General features: G+C 32.9%; 16 protein-coding genes and 1 other RNA gene. 8 read left to right on the top strand and 9 right to left on the bottom strand.

Features of this window, described 5'->3' with window-relative positions; genetic code table 11:
• The first annotated feature begins 91 nt into the window (after positions 1-91).
• A complete protein-coding gene (locus LAB100_RS07275) occupies positions 92-412 on the top strand; it encodes a helix-turn-helix domain-containing protein (RefSeq protein WP_119326534.1) in 321 nt (106 codons plus the stop codon).
• A gap of 47 nt (positions 413-459) precedes the next feature.
• Here the strand turns inward: LAB100_RS07275 and LAB100_RS07280 are convergent, their stop codons facing one another.
• Positions 460-1,107 carry a DUF3862 domain-containing protein gene (locus LAB100_RS07280; protein WP_162894212.1) on the bottom strand — a complete coding sequence of 216 codons (648 nt, stop codon included), beginning with the start codon at positions 1,105-1,107 and terminating at the stop codon, positions 460-462.
• Positions 1,108-1,251: 144 nt separating this feature from the next.
• Here LAB100_RS07280 and ssrA point away from each other — a divergent pair.
• Positions 1,252-1,616: a transfer-messenger RNA gene (gene ssrA / locus LAB100_RS07285) on the top strand.
• Between the two features lie 378 nt (positions 1,617-1,994).
• Positions 1,995-2,828 (top strand): transposase, encoded by an 834-nt coding sequence (locus LAB100_RS07290; RefSeq protein ID WP_487246459.1) that lies wholly within the window; start codon positions 1,995-1,997, stop codon positions 2,826-2,828.
• A gap of 161 nt (positions 2,829-2,989) precedes the next feature.
• Here the strand turns inward: LAB100_RS07290 and LAB100_RS11700 are convergent, their stop codons facing one another.
• The 3 genes from LAB100_RS11700 to LAB100_RS07305 all read right to left on the bottom strand — a co-directional run bounded on the left by LAB100_RS11700 (position 2,990) and on the right by LAB100_RS07305 (position 6,098).
• The gene (locus LAB100_RS11700; RefSeq protein ID WP_246001293.1) at positions 2,990-3,700 is read right to left on the bottom strand and encodes a hypothetical protein; all 711 of its coding nucleotides are present in this window, start codon (positions 3,698-3,700) and stop codon (positions 2,990-2,992) included.
• Between the two features lie 1,647 nt (positions 3,701-5,347).
• Positions 5,348-5,713 (bottom strand): TIGR02328 family protein, encoded by a 366-nt coding sequence (locus LAB100_RS07300; RefSeq protein WP_119326537.1) that lies wholly within the window; start codon positions 5,711-5,713, stop codon positions 5,348-5,350.
• Between the two features lie 4 nt (positions 5,714-5,717).
• Positions 5,718-6,098 (bottom strand): YbgA family protein, encoded by a 381-nt coding sequence (locus tag LAB100_RS07305; RefSeq protein ID WP_119326538.1) that lies wholly within the window; start codon positions 6,096-6,098, stop codon positions 5,718-5,720.
• A 599-nt stretch (positions 6,099-6,697) separates the two neighbouring features.
• On the opposite strand from LAB100_RS07305, the gene LAB100_RS11805 reads away from it, so the two are divergent.
• Positions 6,698-6,781, top strand: coding sequence for a putative holin-like toxin (locus LAB100_RS11805; RefSeq protein WP_371851217.1), 84 nt, complete (start codon positions 6,698-6,700; stop codon positions 6,779-6,781).
• A gap of 208 nt (positions 6,782-6,989) precedes the next feature.
• Here LAB100_RS11805 and LAB100_RS07310 read toward each other — a convergent pair whose 3' ends face one another.
• Positions 6,990-7,133 carry an SHOCT domain-containing protein gene (locus tag LAB100_RS07310; RefSeq protein WP_119326539.1) on the bottom strand — a complete coding sequence of 48 codons (144 nt, stop codon included), beginning with the start codon at positions 7,131-7,133 and terminating at the stop codon, positions 6,990-6,992.
• Positions 7,134-7,302: 169 nt separating this feature from the next.
• On the opposite strand from LAB100_RS07310, the gene LAB100_RS07315 reads away from it, so the two are divergent.
• Positions 7,303-7,995: a TIM44-like domain-containing protein gene (locus LAB100_RS07315; RefSeq protein ID WP_126322031.1), complete on the top strand. Its 693-nt coding sequence runs from the start codon at positions 7,303-7,305 to the stop codon at positions 7,993-7,995.
• Positions 7,996-8,031: 36 nt separating this feature from the next.
• Here the strand turns inward: LAB100_RS07315 and LAB100_RS07320 are convergent, their stop codons facing one another.
• A complete protein-coding gene (locus LAB100_RS07320; protein ID WP_119326541.1) occupies positions 8,032-9,186 on the bottom strand; it encodes an MDR family MFS transporter in 1,155 nt (384 codons plus the stop codon).
• Between the two features lie 68 nt (positions 9,187-9,254).
• Positions 9,255-10,022: a hypothetical protein gene (locus LAB100_RS07325; RefSeq protein WP_119326542.1), complete on the bottom strand. Its 768-nt coding sequence runs from the start codon at positions 10,020-10,022 to the stop codon at positions 9,255-9,257.
• A gap of 275 nt (positions 10,023-10,297) precedes the next feature.
• Between LAB100_RS07325 and LAB100_RS07330 the strand changes: the two genes are divergently transcribed.
• The gene (locus LAB100_RS07330) at positions 10,298-12,835 is read left to right on the top strand and encodes an Ig-like domain-containing protein (protein ID WP_119326543.1); all 2,538 of its coding nucleotides are present in this window, start codon (positions 10,298-10,300) and stop codon (positions 12,833-12,835) included.
• 118 nt (positions 12,836-12,953) lie between these two features.
• Here LAB100_RS07330 and lplA read toward each other — a convergent pair whose 3' ends face one another.
• The gene (gene lplA / locus LAB100_RS07335) at positions 12,954-13,976 is read right to left on the bottom strand and encodes a lipoate--protein ligase (RefSeq protein WP_119326544.1); all 1,023 of its coding nucleotides are present in this window, start codon (positions 13,974-13,976) and stop codon (positions 12,954-12,956) included.
• A gap of 256 nt (positions 13,977-14,232) precedes the next feature.
• Between lplA and LAB100_RS07340 the strand changes: the two genes are divergently transcribed.
• Positions 14,233-16,713: an isopeptide-forming domain-containing fimbrial protein gene (locus tag LAB100_RS07340; RefSeq protein ID WP_119326545.1), complete on the top strand. Its 2,481-nt coding sequence runs from the start codon at positions 14,233-14,235 to the stop codon at positions 16,711-16,713.
• A 134-nt stretch (positions 16,714-16,847) separates the two neighbouring features.
• On the opposite strand, the gene LAB100_RS07345 is transcribed toward LAB100_RS07340, so the two are convergent.
• Positions 16,848-17,486, bottom strand: coding sequence for a GNAT family N-acetyltransferase (locus tag LAB100_RS07345; protein WP_119326546.1), 639 nt, complete (start codon positions 17,484-17,486; stop codon positions 16,848-16,850).
• A 309-nt stretch (positions 17,487-17,795) separates the two neighbouring features.
• Between LAB100_RS07345 and LAB100_RS07350 the strand changes: the two genes are divergently transcribed.
• Positions 17,796-18,977: an MFS transporter gene (locus tag LAB100_RS07350; protein WP_119326547.1), complete on the top strand. Its 1,182-nt coding sequence runs from the start codon at positions 17,796-17,798 to the stop codon at positions 18,975-18,977.
• The last annotated feature ends 11 nt before the right edge of the window (positions 18,978-18,988 follow it).

Raw genomic sequence — 18,988 nt, forward strand, 5'->3', positions numbered from 1 at the left:
TATTTTCAACATTTTTAAAAAAACGACTGTTATTTGACATTTAATTTAGTCTTATCGTGGGGTAGCTTAAGGCTTGAGGTGTATAACTAATATGGCTAAAAGTTACAATGATTTCATTAGACAAAAAAGATTAAGCAAGGGTTTAACAATTGAGCAACTTGCCGAACTTTCTCATGTTTCAAGATATACAATCTCAAGATTGGAATTAGGAGAATCAGGTAGTATATCCTTATCTAAATTAGAAAAGATTGTTCACGCCTTAGATATGGAAATAGGTGACATCTTTAAACATAGCGTTATTGACGATAAAACTGACAATTTCATTAAATTCATGAATACAATGAAGGAAAGAGATCGGCAATCATATATAGATTTATTCATGGAAATAATTGGATTTGTTGATAGTAAATAAAAAAAGCGGTCATACCAAGTAACTAAATACTTGATATAACTGCTTTTTTATTTGAGATTTTGTTGTTCCTTATAAACTATTTTATTATTAGAAATTTCAATCTTGATTGAAGCGTCTTGCGCCGAATCAACTTCCGCCAAATCCGATTCGTAAGTTAAAGTTTTAACACCATTTGTATCAGAATAGTCGTCCGGATCACCTAATACATTAATAACTCGATTATAACTATCTCCATCTTGTAATTTATTAAAATCTTCACTTGTTAATAGTTTCTTCCTATCTATATCCAATCCTTGGATTGATTTAGCGGTAGCCTTATTCTTCTCAAAAGTTATCTGAATAACTACCTCGCTATTATCATCCGTACCTTCCCAATTCAAATTTAATAATTGATTGCTCTGATCAATTTGTTGAATTGAAGCCGGATTCCCTAACAATTGGATTACTTCATCCTTATTAAATCCATTCTTACCAGTTTTGATAGAATTATATCTGGCTATTAATGATGGATTATTTTTAATTTTCTTTTTGGCAACATCTTTGCTTTGACTAGCAGTTGCTTGATCAGCTTTACCTTGATAAAACGAATAGTTAGCAATATAAGTTGTTGCTGATACTACAATAAAAATGGAGAGAATGGTAATCCAAAACCAATTTGTTTTGTAAAAAGGTTTCTTTTCATTTTCGTCTGTCATTTTCATACCTCCACTTACATAGTGTATTTTAACAAGGTTTTATGAAAGTAGCATCTTTAATGAATTAATGTTTTTAAGTAAATATAATCTATATGATTTGCTTATTACGGAAAAATTAGATATTATAAATAGGTGAACATCTTTGGGGGTGTTCTGGATTCGACATGTGTAGTAGCGTGCAGGCTGCACTTAGGGCCTTGCGTCCCTTTAAAACGCACAGTTTATTATAACTGCAAAAAATAATAATAACTACGCATTAGCTGCCTAAAAACAGTCTAAGCGTGATCCATTCTAATTTCGCCCAAGGGTTGGAAATGGGTCTCAAATTAATTGGGCTACGTTTAACTACGCATTCTGAATAGTTAAAAAGAGATTGTCGGAATAGCCATCGTGGTTAGCCGGGTTGTATGGCGTTCATGGTGGTAAAACTTTAAATGATACAACTATGAGTGTAGAGGCTTGCATAGCATTATGCTTGGACAGGGGTTCAATTCCCCTCACCTCCATTTTGCAGATTTGAACCAGTTGTATTAAGGGTTAAAAGCCCTGGTATGACTGGTTTTTTTATTTTTATGAATCAAATACAACTTAGTCAAAAAATGATTTTACTTAGTCAAAACTTAGTCAATTTAAATAAAATAATATTACTGGTTGGGGCGATTGAGGCTGTGACATAAGTCTCAAAAAAATAAAAGCTGATGAATGAGATTTTTATTTCATTCATCAGCTTTTTCTGTATCATTATATAAAAAAAGAGAAGATGCCTCGCACGCATCTTCCCAAAATTTATCACTCCAAAAGGAGATCAAAAACCATGAATAATTATAACATAGACCAAATGACATTAAGTATTCCTTTAACCAAAAGAAAATCATCCAGCTAGATTTATAAACGATTTTGTCGAATCGCCTAATACCGAAGAAGTCTATTCTAGCGGGAGGCCGCGAGAATATGACTTACGTGCAATACTAAAATTGATACTTTTTTCATTCTCTCGCAGTGTAATGACTAGCAGAAAGATTGAAAAATTTGCTGAAAAAAATATCGTTGCTAGATGGTTTACACAATATCAAGGTCCCTCATATAGAACCATATGTAGATTTAGGATTTCAGATGAGATTGAAACTTTACTTGATGATAGCTATAAGAAATACGTTATTCCCTACTCTACTATGCTCAAAGAGAATTCAAAGAAATGGAAAACAGATGAAAAGAAGGTAATGAATTGGAATTACTACGAAGACGATGATTATTATATAAATCCTCAAGGTGTCCGTTTTAGTTTTAATGCATATCGAATAAGAACTGATAAATATGGATTTAAACGTTACTTTAAAAAATATATTTCCGAGATATTTGATGATGATCATAATAGGATTCCTCAGGCGTTCACGCCTGGTGGGAATCGTAAAAGAATATACATCAATCCTTCATTGGAATATTTTAAAGCTGGCATGAGAAGTAAACTTTCGATTCCCCAATATGCTGATATTTATGCACGTAGAAAAAATGACGTGGAACCAGTCTTCGGAAATATGAAGACTTGTTTAGGTTTCAAAAGATTCCATGTTAAAGGATTGAATAAAGTTAAAAAGGAAATGATGATCGTAGTAATGGCATTGAATATCAGGAAACTGGTATCAATGTCATTTTTTATTTGTATTTTTAGAGAACAAAAAAGTTCGATGTGGAATTTTTTCAAATTCACGTCGAACTTTTAAGATAAAGGGACTGTTTTGTCACAGCCTCTTTCCTACGATTAATCAAATAAGTATATAGAAAATGAGAGTGTTCTAAACAGTACTTCATAATTAATTATTTAAAATTATGAAGGTAAGAGTTAGTATTTGAATTGGAAATGGTTGAGCATCTCTATGAACAATCAGTTCATATTCAAATAAACGTATTTATGCTTATTTTTAATTAGAGAATATAAGCATTTGAGTGTCTTGTTCATGCAAGCCACTACTGCAACCTTGTCCCTTTTAGGGACCGGTTGCTTTTTTAATTTATAATAATCCACTATATGGTTAGGTGCAGAAGCTTGTTGTTTTATCATATTACATACAGCCAAAAATAGAATTCCTTGCGCCATTGGATTTCCACGTTTGTTTATATGATTTCCTCTGATATATTGTCCTGATTGATACATGATTAGATCAATAAGTTGTGCGGCTGTCATTTCACCGATGCCAGGCATCGAAGAAATGATTTCTAGTTCGGGTAAACTTTTAGCAAATTGAATTATCTGCCTATTCAATTTCTCTTTCTCAATCGTTATATCTATCAAATGACGCGAATAATATTTCACCTCTTGTGCTTGAACATCATTTACTCTTGTTTCTAGACAACTATTTTGGGCAAACCTAATCAGCTTTTCAGCGTATTTTAAGGCCTTCTCTTTTGAAATGTGTTTATCTGTTTCATTGATCAATATATTTTTTAATTTAGTTCTAGATATGCCTGTAATTAAATCTGGATGCGGAAAAAGATTAACTATATTTAAAGCTAACTTTGAGGTTCTACTGGCAAAAAGTTTTTCTATCTCTGGAAATGTTTGTTGTAATTCAGTATGTAAATAAACCTGATTCAACTTGCGAGAATCTTCGATTCTCTCGTAGAACCTATTTAATTCTCTAATTTTTGAATATATAGGATTCTGACATGTCATCAATCTATATTGATTCTCATAAGCACTGATGGCGATTTTATGAGCATCATCAGTGTCAATCTTTACACGGCCGTAAATTCTCTGTTTTAAGATGTAATTCAAGAGGATTTAATAAGGCATAAGGTATTTTATTATCTCTACAATATCTTTCCATGGGACGTGAATATATTCCAGTGGCTTCAAAATAAAAAGTTGGATTATTGGCACATTTTGCCGTTGCATCAAGTCTGCCAAAACCCATTTTATTATGTTTAAAATCGAACTCGGTAACACGTAAAAGACACAGTAACTATGCCCTTTAGAAACATCTAAAGCAATTATATCTGACATAATTTTCCTTTCTAAAGCTATCCGTATCAACATTTAGAATCTCATTTCCTATACACGGAATCCCACAACCTAAAATCTGAGAAGAAAAATGAAGATAACGGAGACCATTTTTAATTACGGACACAAAGTCCCTGAGACTATGTACGATCTTTGTCTTCAGTGTACAAAAAAGTTCTAAGCAAAGAATTTAATCTTTACTTAGAACTAATCTTAGGTTGTTTTCTTTATGTCGTTACAATTAGAAATATGGCCAAAAATACACGACAAAAAGATATGCGCAAAATTACGCACACCCCTTGTTATTGTCTTAATTGATTAGTGAATAGGTGTACTCCCTATAATAAAAATGCTATGTACTCAAAGTGCACAGCATAAAACAAGGAGAGAAAAACATCTCTCCAAAATTGGGTAGATCTTTTTTACTGCCTAGGTTCAATTTAGTAACCTCAAAACGTAAAACTTAATTCCAGTATTTTATTCCATCATTTTCCAACATTTAATCTTCATTTGAGTTTTTATGCTTGCACAACTTTCAGCTAGCCTTTATATATGCCCTAACGTCTCTTAACATTCTTTAGTGCGCTCTCTTAACACTTTGGTACGTAATAACATTCAATAATATATCCAATAGAAGCGTTGCTAATCAAAGTGAGAGTTATTTACAAGTGTACATTAAGTACGGTTGTAATAAAAAGTTAAGCTAATTATAAGCACATAAATCATATATATTTTTAAAGCTATCAGCAAAGTATAATAAGGCTTTATTTTTTATACACGCTGTACTGCGTATGCTTATATCCTACCAATTTCATAGTTAAATCATTACTGTTATCAAGTATATAGAGATTCTTTAAAATCTCTTTATATATTTTTGGAGCTTTTGTTAATACAGTTGTACGTCTTGATTACATAGTCTTTGGCTTGCTGTAATGTCATGACATTTACATCATTAGCATTTGTACACACATCTACAATCACATTTTCAAAAGAGGGATGTTCTAGGTCTGTTAATAAAATGTGTGATCTAGCTTTTAATCTAGTAAAGTCTACTTTAAAATAATTTTTAACATTCTTTATGGCTTTGTTTTCGTCTATCAATTAATGAACAACCTCACTCATGATATATAATTAACTTGTTGGAAACGATTAATAGCTGCTCATGCTACACATTTTATGTGTGGTTTTTTTATACCAGAAAATAAAAAGTACCATTCTTAATGAACAGCACTTTAAATAATATTATTTAATAAAGATTCCCTTAGCTTTTAAATTATCGACACACTCTTTTAAATACGTACTATTATGTTCTGGATATAAAGGATATGTACTAGGTATTTCTTCTAGTTTATTGTATGGTTCACAATGTTCACCTCTATAATTTGGATCAAACCATTCTTTGCTTGGCTTATATCCCCGTTTAATCATTTCATTCATGACTAACAGATGAAATTGATACAATTTATAGGGAGAATATTTAAAAGCATAATCTACAGTAGAATGTTTTTTGCCCCAACCGTTACCCCTAAGTGCTGCAACCTCTCTGTGTTGTCCTAATAATTGTTGCCTAGGCAATTTAGAAATCAAGTCTTCATGCCATAATCTCATATTATTATTCTCCTATTTCTTTTATTATTCTTGATTGCATAAGATACTTTATCTGATATTTATAAGTCAATCCTTTTAAAAAAGTACCCAACTGGTCATTTTCAGGTTCTAAAGATGTAATTAAGTTAATATATTCTTTTCTTTCAGAATCGGTGCATATCTTTTTAAAGTATCCCCAAATATGCTGATAGGTATTTGTTAATGTTTTCTTTGTAGGTTTAATATTTTCTAGGGATTTTATAATGCTTTCAAATTCTGCACTCTTAGTTTCAGACCAATCATTATTCTTAGCCATTAAGCGGACTGTTTCATAGCTTTTTTGGGATTTTGACATTACCCAATATTTGTTATAAGACCATTGTTTTTGCCAATTAAAAATTACCATCACCTTCAAATCATTATAGTTATGCCTAATACGACAGCGTTAAATCATTAGGTATATTGAATAGTTTAATATTTTATGAATTAAAATCATATAAAATAAAATTATGAATTTTTTCCTAATTTAATTGTTTTCTACCAAAAGTGATAGAATGAATACTTTGCTTAATTGGAATTATTCACAAGGATGTTAATAATTATCATTGATTCATTTGTATAAATTTATACCAAACCTAACTTGATATAATTGACTTGTTGATTCTTAAATCCTTTATCTGTTCATATTATGGGTGTCTTTGTGTTGCTTGGTTCATACCAACATTTCTCAATAATTAGAGATGCTTATTTACCAATATTTTAGGGTGCAACCTTTTTTTATATTAACTTGCTAAATATGAATACACAAATACTACTTTTTACAATATTCAATGATTCACATCAAAAAAGCCATTTATTAAGATTACAATAAATGACTTTCATTGATCTACTTGATATTAGATAATATTAATTATAACAAGTTAATGGCGGTGGCTAACTTCATGATACTGTGAGGTGATGCCTTATAAGATTAATTAAATGGCTTTACCTCTCGAAAGGATAACCATGAGTGTTTTTCAGGCTCTAACGTTAATGATTTCTTTTGCAACGTTAGTAGTTCTAATACTCGAATTTAATCGAAAAAAATAACCGTCTAAACTTTAGCGGGTTTACGGTTATTTGATTAACTATTAAGATTTAAAAAGTAGCTACCGTCTTAAACGGGCTATCTGAGGGGTGTTCCAGCATCCCTCTTTTTTGTACACTTATATTATAACAGGTTATTTTTAATTAGGCACATTCCTATTTTTAACATATCAAAAACAATGAATCAATTATTTAGTACCTTAATTTTTTGTTATAGAAATTCTTCTTCTGTTAGAACTCCACCATCTAATAATTGTTTTAGTTTTAACAACTCATCTACTGTAGTTGAAACTGGTTGCTTATCAGATGACTTGTTAAAAATAATTTTTCCAATATTTTCTTTCAATTCAACCATATCATCATAGTATTCTCATCTTAAGCAGCATTGAATACACCCAATTTTTTAAGTTGAATTGATGGATTTTTATTTTTCAATAATTCGTTCATTTTAAATATCTCTTATCATCTTTTATAGATACAATATAAACACTAACTTTAAACTATAACATCGAAGGGAATAAGTTTTGAAAAAAATAGTCTTACTAACAATTTTTACCCTATCTTTTCTATTCACCATCTCCACTACACCTGTTTCGGCACGTGCTGGTGGCAGTATGGGCAGTGGTTCCACTACTAGTAGCAGTTCCTCCACTAATGATAATGACAACAATTATCGTGGTTACCGCAATTACAATAGTTATGGATACAACCGCCTGTCTCTAATAGATTTCATCTTCATGGGTTTTGTTGGTTTTTCTTTCTTCAAAACTATTAAACGTCGACGTCAAAATAATTTCACAGTTCCAAAAACATATGACGAACTGCATCCGAAATTAAAAACTGCTTTTGAACCCTTTTTTTATAAGGTAGAAGATGCTTGGACCAAAAATGATTTGGAAACTTTAAATTCATTAATGTCTCCGCATTACTACTTTAAACAAAAGAGAATTATCAATAGCTATATCCGTAATCATAAAACCGATCACTTAGATAGTCTAGTTATTGTTGATCTCCAACAAGCAATTACTAATATTGATGAAAAAATTCAAGTCATTGTAACTGCACAAGCCCGTGATTATTTTCAGTATGACAATAAATCTGCTGAATACAATCAACAAATTCAAGAAGACACTAACATTGAACGTTTCACAGAAATCTGGACTTTAACTTGGAAAGATGACGACTTGCAACTTTGTGATATTAAGCCAATTTCATAATTTTCAAAAAAAAGAATCCGATATATCGGATTCTTTTTAAATTGTTTCTAATTTCTCATTTCCACGTCTAAAGACTACTAAAGAGCTCACTAAAACTAAAATTGCTAGAAAATACAGAATATTATAAGAACTGTTTTCCACAATCAATCCACCAAAAAACGGTCCAACAGCTCTTGCAAAAGTTGCCGCCATACTGACAATACTTTGATAACGTCCCGCTTCTGACTTTGGAGTTGACTCACTAACCAAAGCAGGTATACCTGGATAGACTAACATCTCACCTAAAGTCAACAAGACAATCCCTATCGCAAATGATAAATACTTAGTTGCTCCGATTATAGAAATAAATGCCGTGACAAATAAAAATACTCCTAAGGGAATTTGAATTTTCTTGAACCAAGCCTTGTTTTCTGCCAGATGATTAATTAATGGAAGGAAGATAACTATAACAATCGCATTAATTGTCCAAAGTAGTCCATATTTACTAACAGGAATCCCCAAGGTTGTTAAATGTGTCGAAATATTACTATCCCATTGCGAATAAGACACCCATGTCATCCCTAAAAATAAAGCAATCATACTAACCCCAGGACGCAACTTAGTTTTAGGTCTTTTTCCAGTAGCAGTTGCCTTGTCCTTTTTAATATCTCGATCGTTATACCAAAACAAAGCTAGGATAAAGAAGATAGCTAAAAAAATAAAGTTAGCAACAAAAACTAATGTCATCTGAACATCAGCAATATAACCACCTAAAGCCGTACCTATCGCGTTGCCTAAATTAGTTCCCACATAAATGGAATTAAAAAGTTTATACCGATCAACCTCATCAATCTGTGCTCCAAAGGAATTGATAACTGTAAAAGCACTTCCAACACCAAATCCTAATATTGGCAATAAAATTGGATATGCTGGCCAACCATGATTAAATATCAAACCAATCAAAGCCATTAAGGCAATTAAAGTACTAAATATCGTTGTTTTATGACCGCCAATACGGTCAAATAACTTTCCGCCGACATAATTTCCTAAGAAGGTTAGGATAGAATTTAAAAAAAGTACAATTCCAGCAATTGCTAGCGATTTGTGTAAATAATTGTGGATAAAGATCGTATTGATAGGCCAAATAAAGCTAGCTCCAATTGATTCCAAAAAAGCTCCCAATATCAAAACCTGTGCATTTACCTTTTTCATATCCTTACCTCCTAAAAAAATAACCGTCAGCTTAATAGCCAACGATCACATAAGTTGTCAACCGATATTTATCTTACAATAGTCAACTCATCTAAAGTTTTGCCGTCAGGAGAAATGAATTGTTTCCAACTATTAGTCCCTGCAAAATAAAGAAATGTCCCGACTTCATTGACGCTTCTTAATGTAACATCAGAAGTTAAAATATTTTCTTTGATTTGATTTTCATTTTCCTGACGAAGGCGCAATCCGAATTTACCTGCAAATCCGATAAGTCCCGCTTTAGTTAGAGGAGCATTAGCTAATAATATGGCACCCTTTTTTATAACCAATTCATTACGCTTTACCCAATAAACCGTTGCTTTGCTTCCATTGTAATCAATCTTAAAAGGAACATTAGCTAATGATTTTTGATACTTATGACGTGGTTTGGCAATAGGTTTCTTTAATTGAACAATTTGTAATCCAAAAGCTCTTAACAATGGCAAGATATTTTCCCAATATTTTCGATAAACTGCAATTGATTGATCAGAAATAGTCATCTGATAATTAACATTCATCTGGTACCCATCTTGTTTCAACTCTTCAGTTAGAAAGAAGAAAAAATCAGGTGCAATAATATTTTCAGGAACGACTATTTCAATAAAGTTGGTCGCATCACCGACATTATTTAAACTTCCAAAACTAAGTTCAACCATCTCATTATTTTTCAAAGAAAAGAAAATTGATTCTGAATTTATTTCCTCTGGTTTTGCTGAATAATAATTAATTATTCCATTATCTTTTAAATTAAGCGTTATCTGCTGATCAGATAAACTACCTGTAAAATCTGTTGCCATATTTTTACCTTCCGATACTCACAAATTTACACAATAATTAAAGTCTAACATAGCTCTGTAAGAATAAATTACTTACCAGTTAAATGAAAGTTCTATTTTCTGAAATTATCCATTAATATCTTTATAAATGACAAAAAAATCAATAATTAGTATATATTTTCTTCCAAATTATGTATCATACCAATATTTTATAAAGCTGTTTATGAAAGTTGGAAGTAACTATTATTTAGTAATTTTATAATATTTATGAGTTGTTTTATTTGGGAGAAATATTTATGAAATATTTGAAACTTATTATTCTAAATCTTCTATTAATTTTTATATCATTACTTTTTTTACCTACAAGTCGTGCAGAAGCCGTTGTCACAAATCCTAACGAATTCAATGATGGCGGTTCTAACTGGACTAAATACGGCGCTGTTAATAGTGCTACTGCCCAAAATACTTCAATTCCTATTTCAAGTTCATTAGGCTTAGGATACGGTTTTGGGGGCGCACAAAATACATCTGGAAAAGTTGTCACTGGTGGTATTGATTCTACTTTCCTAAACATGCCCCTAGACCTCGCTGGAGGTTCCTCACAGTCTAACTTCTTTTCAGGAAGTAGAATGAATGTCTTTCTCGACAATAATTCTAATTACATTAGTACAACCTTCCAGGGAAAATCTACTAGTCAAAATGATGTAAATAAACAATCAGGTTGGTCATCTCCTGATTTTCTACTCACGCCTGTTGGATACAATGGTTCCATGAGCCAAAAAGACTTTTCAATTTTAGGTTATCCTACAAGTTCGAACGGTAGTAGTAATGTTGGTCTGGAGAATAAAACCTTCTGGGTTGGAAATTATGATGGTAAAAAGGCTTATCGAATTCTTGGACAATTTACTAGAAAGTCTGCTTCTCAAACAGGAAAAGAAGCTTACGATCTTGATGTCGAATTACTATTAAGACCATCTCCAACAAACTCAGCTATTGTTCAAAGAGAATTATATGTATATAATCCATCTGCCAATAACCAGAAATTTCAAATCTATTTTGGTGAAGATACGGCACTTGGTACTAATATGGGTTACAACGATTATGTCCCCGTCAGATCCATTGGTGATGGCAGTGGTCTTTACATTAGTAATTCTGCAGATCCTAATGATGCTTCTAGAAAACTATTCATTACTAATGATTCCATTGATGGCTTTTCTGATTTTACGGGATTAAATCTTACTAATGGAGTTAATGGCAATATGTCCAATAATCCTAATTGGTTGTGGAAATTCAATAATGGCGGTGGTCAAAAAGATAGCACGGCTAACGATAATTTAATTGCTACATCTTCAAATCCATCCGCTAGTGGTGATACTGGTTATCTTTTGAAATGGCCTAGTACAACCTTAGCAGCTGGTGAGGTAGCTCATTATAGCTCAACTATTGGTGCTACCATCTCCCCATACGCTTTCCCAATTGCTCAGAAAACATATACTAATGAAACACGTTCTGATGGTACTAACAGGGTTGGAGATAAATTAAAATTTTCTCTAAAAATGCAAAATGATGGTATTAATAGTACTTTCAATTTTAATAACATAAAGGATTCTATCCCTGCTGGATTACAAATTGATCCTAATTCATTTAAAAAAATTATAACTACTGTTACTAACGGTAATAATTCTTCCACGACTTCAACCGTTTCATCTTCAGATGCCTACAATTCAGAGAACAATGAAGTTAACTTTTCCCCTGGATACCAATTAAAAGATAATCAAAAATATACACTCACATTTGAGGCTACGATTACAAATGATGCTAGTGGCAAGATGCTTACAAATACGGGTCTATTTTACGGATATGATCCAAATGCATACAGTACTAATCAAAAATATCAAGATTCTGTAAATATCCCCGTAGAGAACTCCAAATTTGGCTACACTTTCACCAAACAAATAAAAAAGTCTACCGACACTGATTATTCATCTAATGTCAAAGGCAGTGCTGGTGATCAAGTAGATTATAAAATTAACTATAACGTTTTAAGTGGCAGTAATTACACGAGTAGTTTAGCAAATGGTGCAACAATAACTGATTCTTTACCAGACGGACTTCACTTAAAGGCAAATTCAGTCAATTATACGAATGGCTCCGGCACCCAAACTATCACTAATGGCAATTCCCTAAATGATCTTGCACTAGGAACAATGGCCCCCGGACAAACGGGTACATTAACATTCAGCGCTATTATTGACAAAAGTACTGCTGGAACTATTGATAATCACGCTACTGTTAATAACGCTAAAAATAGTTTAGGAATCTCTCTTGGTGACATGACTTCATCAATTGCAACAATTAATGTTCAAGACTCTGAAAGTTTTCTTTCAGTACCAAATATCGATTTTGGATCTGTTAATATGGATGGAAAAGAAAGAACAATTAATAATGTTGCTTCTAATGGTGGTTTAAGGGTCGCTCATCCAAATACTAACAAATATTTAGTCAAGGTTTCCTATAACAATTTGGCCTCTGGAAAAATGGTCAATAGCAACGGTGATTCTATCTCTAATGGCAATTTAGATTCCAGTGGCAATGGTTTGCTTTACATTAAACAAAGAACATCATCAATTAGTGATATTGGTAAATTCGTACCTATTCTTTCAACTGGTACACCAATCCAAACTGATGAATTCACTGGTGGAAGTTCTAATACTGATCTATCCGGATATGTTGGTGTAGGTGATTGGCAAATTAAATTGGGTTCAAATACTAAGAACGGATCGTATAAAGGTACATTAACTTGGAGTATCGATGACTCTATTACCAACAATTAAGCAAATATGAAATAGAATACAATTTCTTCTGTATAGAAAATTCCTCATGTAACAACCATTCTTTTGGTGGTCGTCACATGGGGAATTTTTATATTACTTATTAAACGATGTTTTGGTTCTACGATAATAATAAACTTGCTAAAATCTCTGGTTTAATTTTTCCTAAATTAGCCGCTAAATCTACTTTGGACAATGCCTGGATTAATGATTCTTTATTAAACTCAGTTTTCACCAAGGCTTTTTCAATCAAGCTAATATCTCCGCCAGTGATGAAATCCCCATAGATTCGGATATCTGAAATACGATTGTCTTGCAACGAAAAGTTAAAGGCCACTGTTCCAATATCATAATGCTTAGAAACATAATGCGTAAAACCGGGATTCTTACCATAATTCCACTCTTCAGTATCATATTTATCCTTCAAACGTGATTCGATCACATTCCAGTCGTGATCATTCAAAGTGTAAGTTTCGATATCAGAAATTTTATCAACATGATAGATTCGTTTGAGTAGTTCTTCTTTAAATTGATTAGCATTCATACTTCTAAAAGGTTCATCAAGATTTGGTTTGATATTAGTGATTCGTTTGTTAACTGATTTAACACCTTTCGACTCCAATTTATCTTGTTCAGGTGTCAAAACTTTGCTAGCAGTATCCATATCTAAATCAAACATCAATGTTCCACCGGCAGCGTATGAATCACCAACTTTAAACATTGTCATGCCAGAGAACTTCTTCCCATCGACAACAATATCATTACGACCATGCATTTCTACACCAGTCGCCCCCATATCGTGGAGAGCATCAATGATTGGTTGAGCAAAATAAGCATAATCACCGAAATGCCCATCATCACCGATAACAATATTTTCAAAAATCAAATTACCATAATCATGATAAACAGCGCCACCACCAGAAGTTCTTCTAACTAACTGTAGTTTATGTTCCTTGAGATATGGGAAATTGACCTCAGCATAGGCATTTTGATGTACACCAACGATCACTGAAGGATTATTAATATATAAAATTAAACCGTGTCCTGGTAAACGCAAGTCATTAACTAAATAATTATCTAAAGATTGATTAACAATAGCATCGTAAACAGGCTTTCCATTTTTTGATGTATCAATAAAAAACATAGAATTCACTCCTTTTTTCTCAATTGCTTTTTACATTGTAAACCCTTTCAGCACAATTAGGAGGAAATCTGAAAAAAATCCCCCATTTTCTCTAGTTTTTAATGAAGATATAATTTTATAAATACTCTCATTATTCTCAAAAAACCTAAAAAAACTATATATTTTTAATCATTTAATTGTTTTTTAAGATAAAATAAACGTAAAAGATCATGGAAAATAATTTATTACATATTAGTTAAAAGGGGGAACAATGAGAATGAAAAAACTTATCAGAGCCCTATCACTTATTTTCACAATATTATTTATTTTTCTCTTAACCTCAACCAAAATAGCAAATGCTGCTAATGCAAATAATTTTGATGATGGTATTAGTAATTGGGGGTCCTACACCAATCCTTCTGCACAATTTAATACATTATCTATGGGTATTAAGGGTCTTAGTCTGGGCTATTCCTTTGGTTTAACTCAAGATACTAGTGGAAAGGTTTTTCAAGGACATACCAGTTCTGACAGTGACTTTTTAAAGCCAACCGTTACTACTGGTTCTAATTCATCATACTTTTCTAAGATAAATGAATTTATTGATGATAATGGAACATATAGAAATGCTCTTTTTCAAGGTCAATCTAATTCTTCTACTGTAGCTACTCAAGGTGTTTCCTTCACTTCACCTGACTTTATGATTGTTCCTTCAGACAATACGTCATCAAAAATTTATTCCAGTAATTTTGCACTTTTAGGTAGCAACTTTAACAATAATGGTAATACTGGACTTACTAATAAGAAATTTTATGCCGCCAATCTAGGAAAAGATGCCAATGGTAATGATCGTTATGCTTATAAAATCATTGGTGATTTTACTAGAAATGAAAATTCAGACAATAATGGAACATATAATCTTCAAGCTGAAATCCTATTAAGACCTTCTCCTACTAATAACGCCATTGTTCAAAGGGAATTATATTTATACAATCCGAATAATAACTCGCAAAAGTTTACAGTTTTATTCGGTGAAGATACAAGTATGAAAAATGGGTACAGCCTTCCAGATAGTGTTCCTGTTTATGATCTTGGTAGTAAACGTGGTGTCTATGTCGATAGTGATGGATACAATGGTCACAACTATCGGCTATATGTTACTAACGAAGTCTCCGATGGCTTTAATTCCTATACTGGACAATCTAAATCAGGCTCAGCCGTTAATTGGGTAGATGCCTTTTCCAATAAAATTGTTTCTGGAACTGGTGCCGAAACACAGAATAATCCTACGGGTACTCAATTATCTGGATTTGGTGATTCAGCCTACACTTTAAAATGGAGTCCTACAACCTTAGGACCTTACCAAACTGCCCATTACAGTTCCACTTTTGGTGTTGCTGCCAGTCCTGTTTCAGTTCCAACTGCAACCAAAACCTACAAAAATGAATCCAGATCTGACGGCACTAATCATATCGGTGACAAATTAAAATTCACTTTAAAAATGATCAATAATGGTTATAGCGCCAGCTGGAGCTATCAAAAACTAACCGATGAAATCCCTACTGGGCTTCAAATTGATCCCAACTCCATCAAGCAATCAAGTAACGGCGGTACCGCCAGCAGTCTTGTGCCAGGTGACTACGATTCTGATCAACACACCTTGACTGTTTATCCCAATACCACTTTAACGGATCAAAAATATACTACAATTACCTTTGAAGCTAGTATTGTTAAAAGTGCTCTTAATAATTTAAACAGTGATGGTGCTATTACTAATAAGGCTACATTCACTGGTACTGATACCGGTAATGGCGAAACTTCGAGTAAAGATTTTGACGCCTCCGTTGATATACCAATTCAACAACCTAGCTTTAATTATTCATTTTCAAAAAAAGTTCTGAATGTCACTAACGGAGATACTGATTATAAAACTAGCGTCAATGCCAAAAAGGGCGATACCGTTAGATTCAAATTGCTTTATACAGTTGCTTCAAGCAGCAAAGATACTCTAGTCAGTGGTGCCAAGATGACTGATGACTTACCTGCCGGTCTTGAATTCACTTCTTCTTCTAAATATGCCGAAGTTACTGGTCCAGATAACTATACTTATAAAGATGATTTCAACGATGGTGGTTTGGGTATTGGTAATGTCACTCAAGGTACGAGCGTCACAGTCATTTTCGATGCTAAAGTTACTGCTTCAACTGCGGGAAAAGTAACTAATACTGCTACTGTCAGTGGCGGAACAACTAGCGCTAATGAAACTCCTGGTGACATGATATCTGATGGTGCTGACATAAACATTCAAAATGTTGATTCTATTACCAGTACACCTAGTTCTATCGACTTTGGTGCCGTCAATATGTATGGCGAATCTGCTACTTTAACGAATAAAAGTACTGTTGGAGAATTAGTCGTAACTCATCCAGACACCAACGATTTCAACGTTAACGTAGCCTATGACAACGATAATGAAGGCACTAAAATGAAAAATAACAATAACGATTCCCTCTCAACTGACGGTTCTGGCCTACTCTTTATTAAACAAAGAACTAATTCTGCCACTGATAAGGGTACATGGACGCCTTTACTTCCAGGAGGAACGCCGATTCAAACAGAATCCTTTAAAGGTAATCAGCAAACCTTGAATCTATCAAATTACGTTGGTGTCGGCGATTGGAAGATCAAGCTTGCACCCGAAACGACGATTGGTACTTACCATGGAACATTGACTTGGACTTTAAGTGAATCAGTTTAGAAAATCGTAAAAAAGATTAAGTTTCCTTAATAATGACTACACTAATAAAACAATTTGTTATTCTTATCTCGTAGGAATCAGTTGTTTTTATAAAAAAAGAGTCGCTCACAAATGTGAACGGCTCTTTTTTTGCCTTAAATCGCTTTAGATAAAACCCAATCATTAACATCCCCATGGCTCAAATTAACATGTTTAACTGAACGAACGGAGAAATTGTTCTTCTTATAAAACTTAACATTTTTCTTAGTATTAGTTTCCAAAATAATATTTCGATAACCAATTTTTTTAACGTACGGACTAATGTGATTGTTGAGCATCTTACTACCGATACCTTGACCACGTAAACTTTTATCCACGGCCAAATATTCAACAACACATTTTCTTTTACCTTTGACTTTATCGAATAGATCTTCAAACTTAAAGATATCGAATGCATTGAAACCATTGAATCCGCTCTTAATAATTTCCGGTATTAATTTCAAACCGTCCATCGACAGATAATCCCAATTATTGATTTGTCTGCCTTGATTGAATTCAATTAGAGCCACTGCTCTAGGCGTTCCCTTTCCGTCAGCTCCAACATAAACCAAACCTTTTTTCATAAATACATTAACTTCTAAGGCAAAATATTTACGCATTAATTTATCAAACTTAGCGCTTGATCTAAACTCCTGTGGAAACATATTCCTTGTTGTTATGTATTCTCTAAATGATTCTACTAGTAAATTTATTATCTGGGGTTTATCACTGTTCAACCCGCTTCGAAAATCCAAAAATATGACCTCCTTATTAAGTCATGTTTATATAATAGCCACTTCTATACTGATTGTCCATCAATAGCGACCAATTATAAAATATTTATATGCCAAAAGTAGATTTTGTTATATATATTTAACAGAAAAGTTAGATTAAAGTATTAGACATTAATATAGAAGCATAGTACCATTATCAGTAATGTGAGATTTCAAGTTCATAACTGGCCGATATCTAAGTTCTTCTTAGAATATCGGCTTTCTTATAATCAACTACTATCAACAGATGGTAGTTTTTTTGAACTCAAATAACTTATGGGGAGGGGAATTATGGGAAAGAACAAAAAATCAATCTACATTCTTGTATTCAGTAACTTTTTAATTTGTTTAGGTATCGGCCTAGTTATTCCGGTCACACCTTTCATTAAAAATGAATTTCATTTCAGTACATCACAAATGGGAGTAATGACTTCACTGTTTGCCTTTGCACAATTCGTTGCATCACCAATTGTTGGTAAAATGTCTGACAAAATCGGTCGTAAACCAGTCATTGTTTTCGGATTATTCACATATATGATTTCTGAATTCATTTTTGCGATTGCAACAACCTTACCGATTTTCAATCTTTCTCGTATCATCGGTGGATTATCGGCAGCAATGGTTATTCCTACTTCTATGGCATTGGGATCTGATTTAACTACTTTAAAAGACCGTGCTAAAGTTATTGGTTGGCTTTCTGCTGCCTTTAGTGGTGGATTAATCTTAGGGCCTGGTCTTGGCGGTATCCTAGCTGGTATCACTTATAAGACACCCTTCTGGGTTGCTGGTGTCTTAAGCATCACTAGTGCTATCTTTACTTACTTCTTCTTAAAAGAAGACAAAGAGGTCCTTGAAGCCGAGGAAGCTGAGGCTGAAAAGAAAGCTCAACAAAAAGGCTCAATCAGAGCAATTCTTACTTTGCCAATGGTTATGCTTTTTGGAATGATCTTAGTTTCATCATTTGGTCTACAAGGATTCGAAAGTATTTATAGTATTTACGTTAATCAGGTATTTGATTTTGGTTTAGGGACTATTGCCCTAGTATTAACTTTAAACGGAATTATTTCCTTAATTTTACAAGTCGCAGCTTTTAACTGGATCATCAATAAAATCGGTGAAATGCGTCTAATCAGTATTGCATTCTTATTGAGTGCTATCTGTGTCTTTTGGATAACTCAAGCCCATTCACACATCGAAGTTATCGTTGCTACGTTAGTTATCTTCTCATCATTTGATCTATTAAGACCTGCCATTACCACTCTTCTAACTAAATCAAGTCGTTCTAACCAAGGATTGATCAATGGTATGAATATGTCATTAACTAGTGTCGGAAATGTTATTGGACCCTTGATGTCTGGTGCTTTGATGGATTGGAATACACACTATCCATACTTAGTCGTAACGTTTATCTTGGCAGCTTCATATCTATTAACTTTTGTTGTCAGAAGGCATCCAATCGTTCCAGCTGAATAGTAAAAAGGACA

The organism is Companilactobacillus musae, from assembly GCF_003967595.1.
Taxonomy (GTDB): Bacteria; Bacillota; Bacilli; order Lactobacillales; family Lactobacillaceae; genus Companilactobacillus; species Companilactobacillus musae.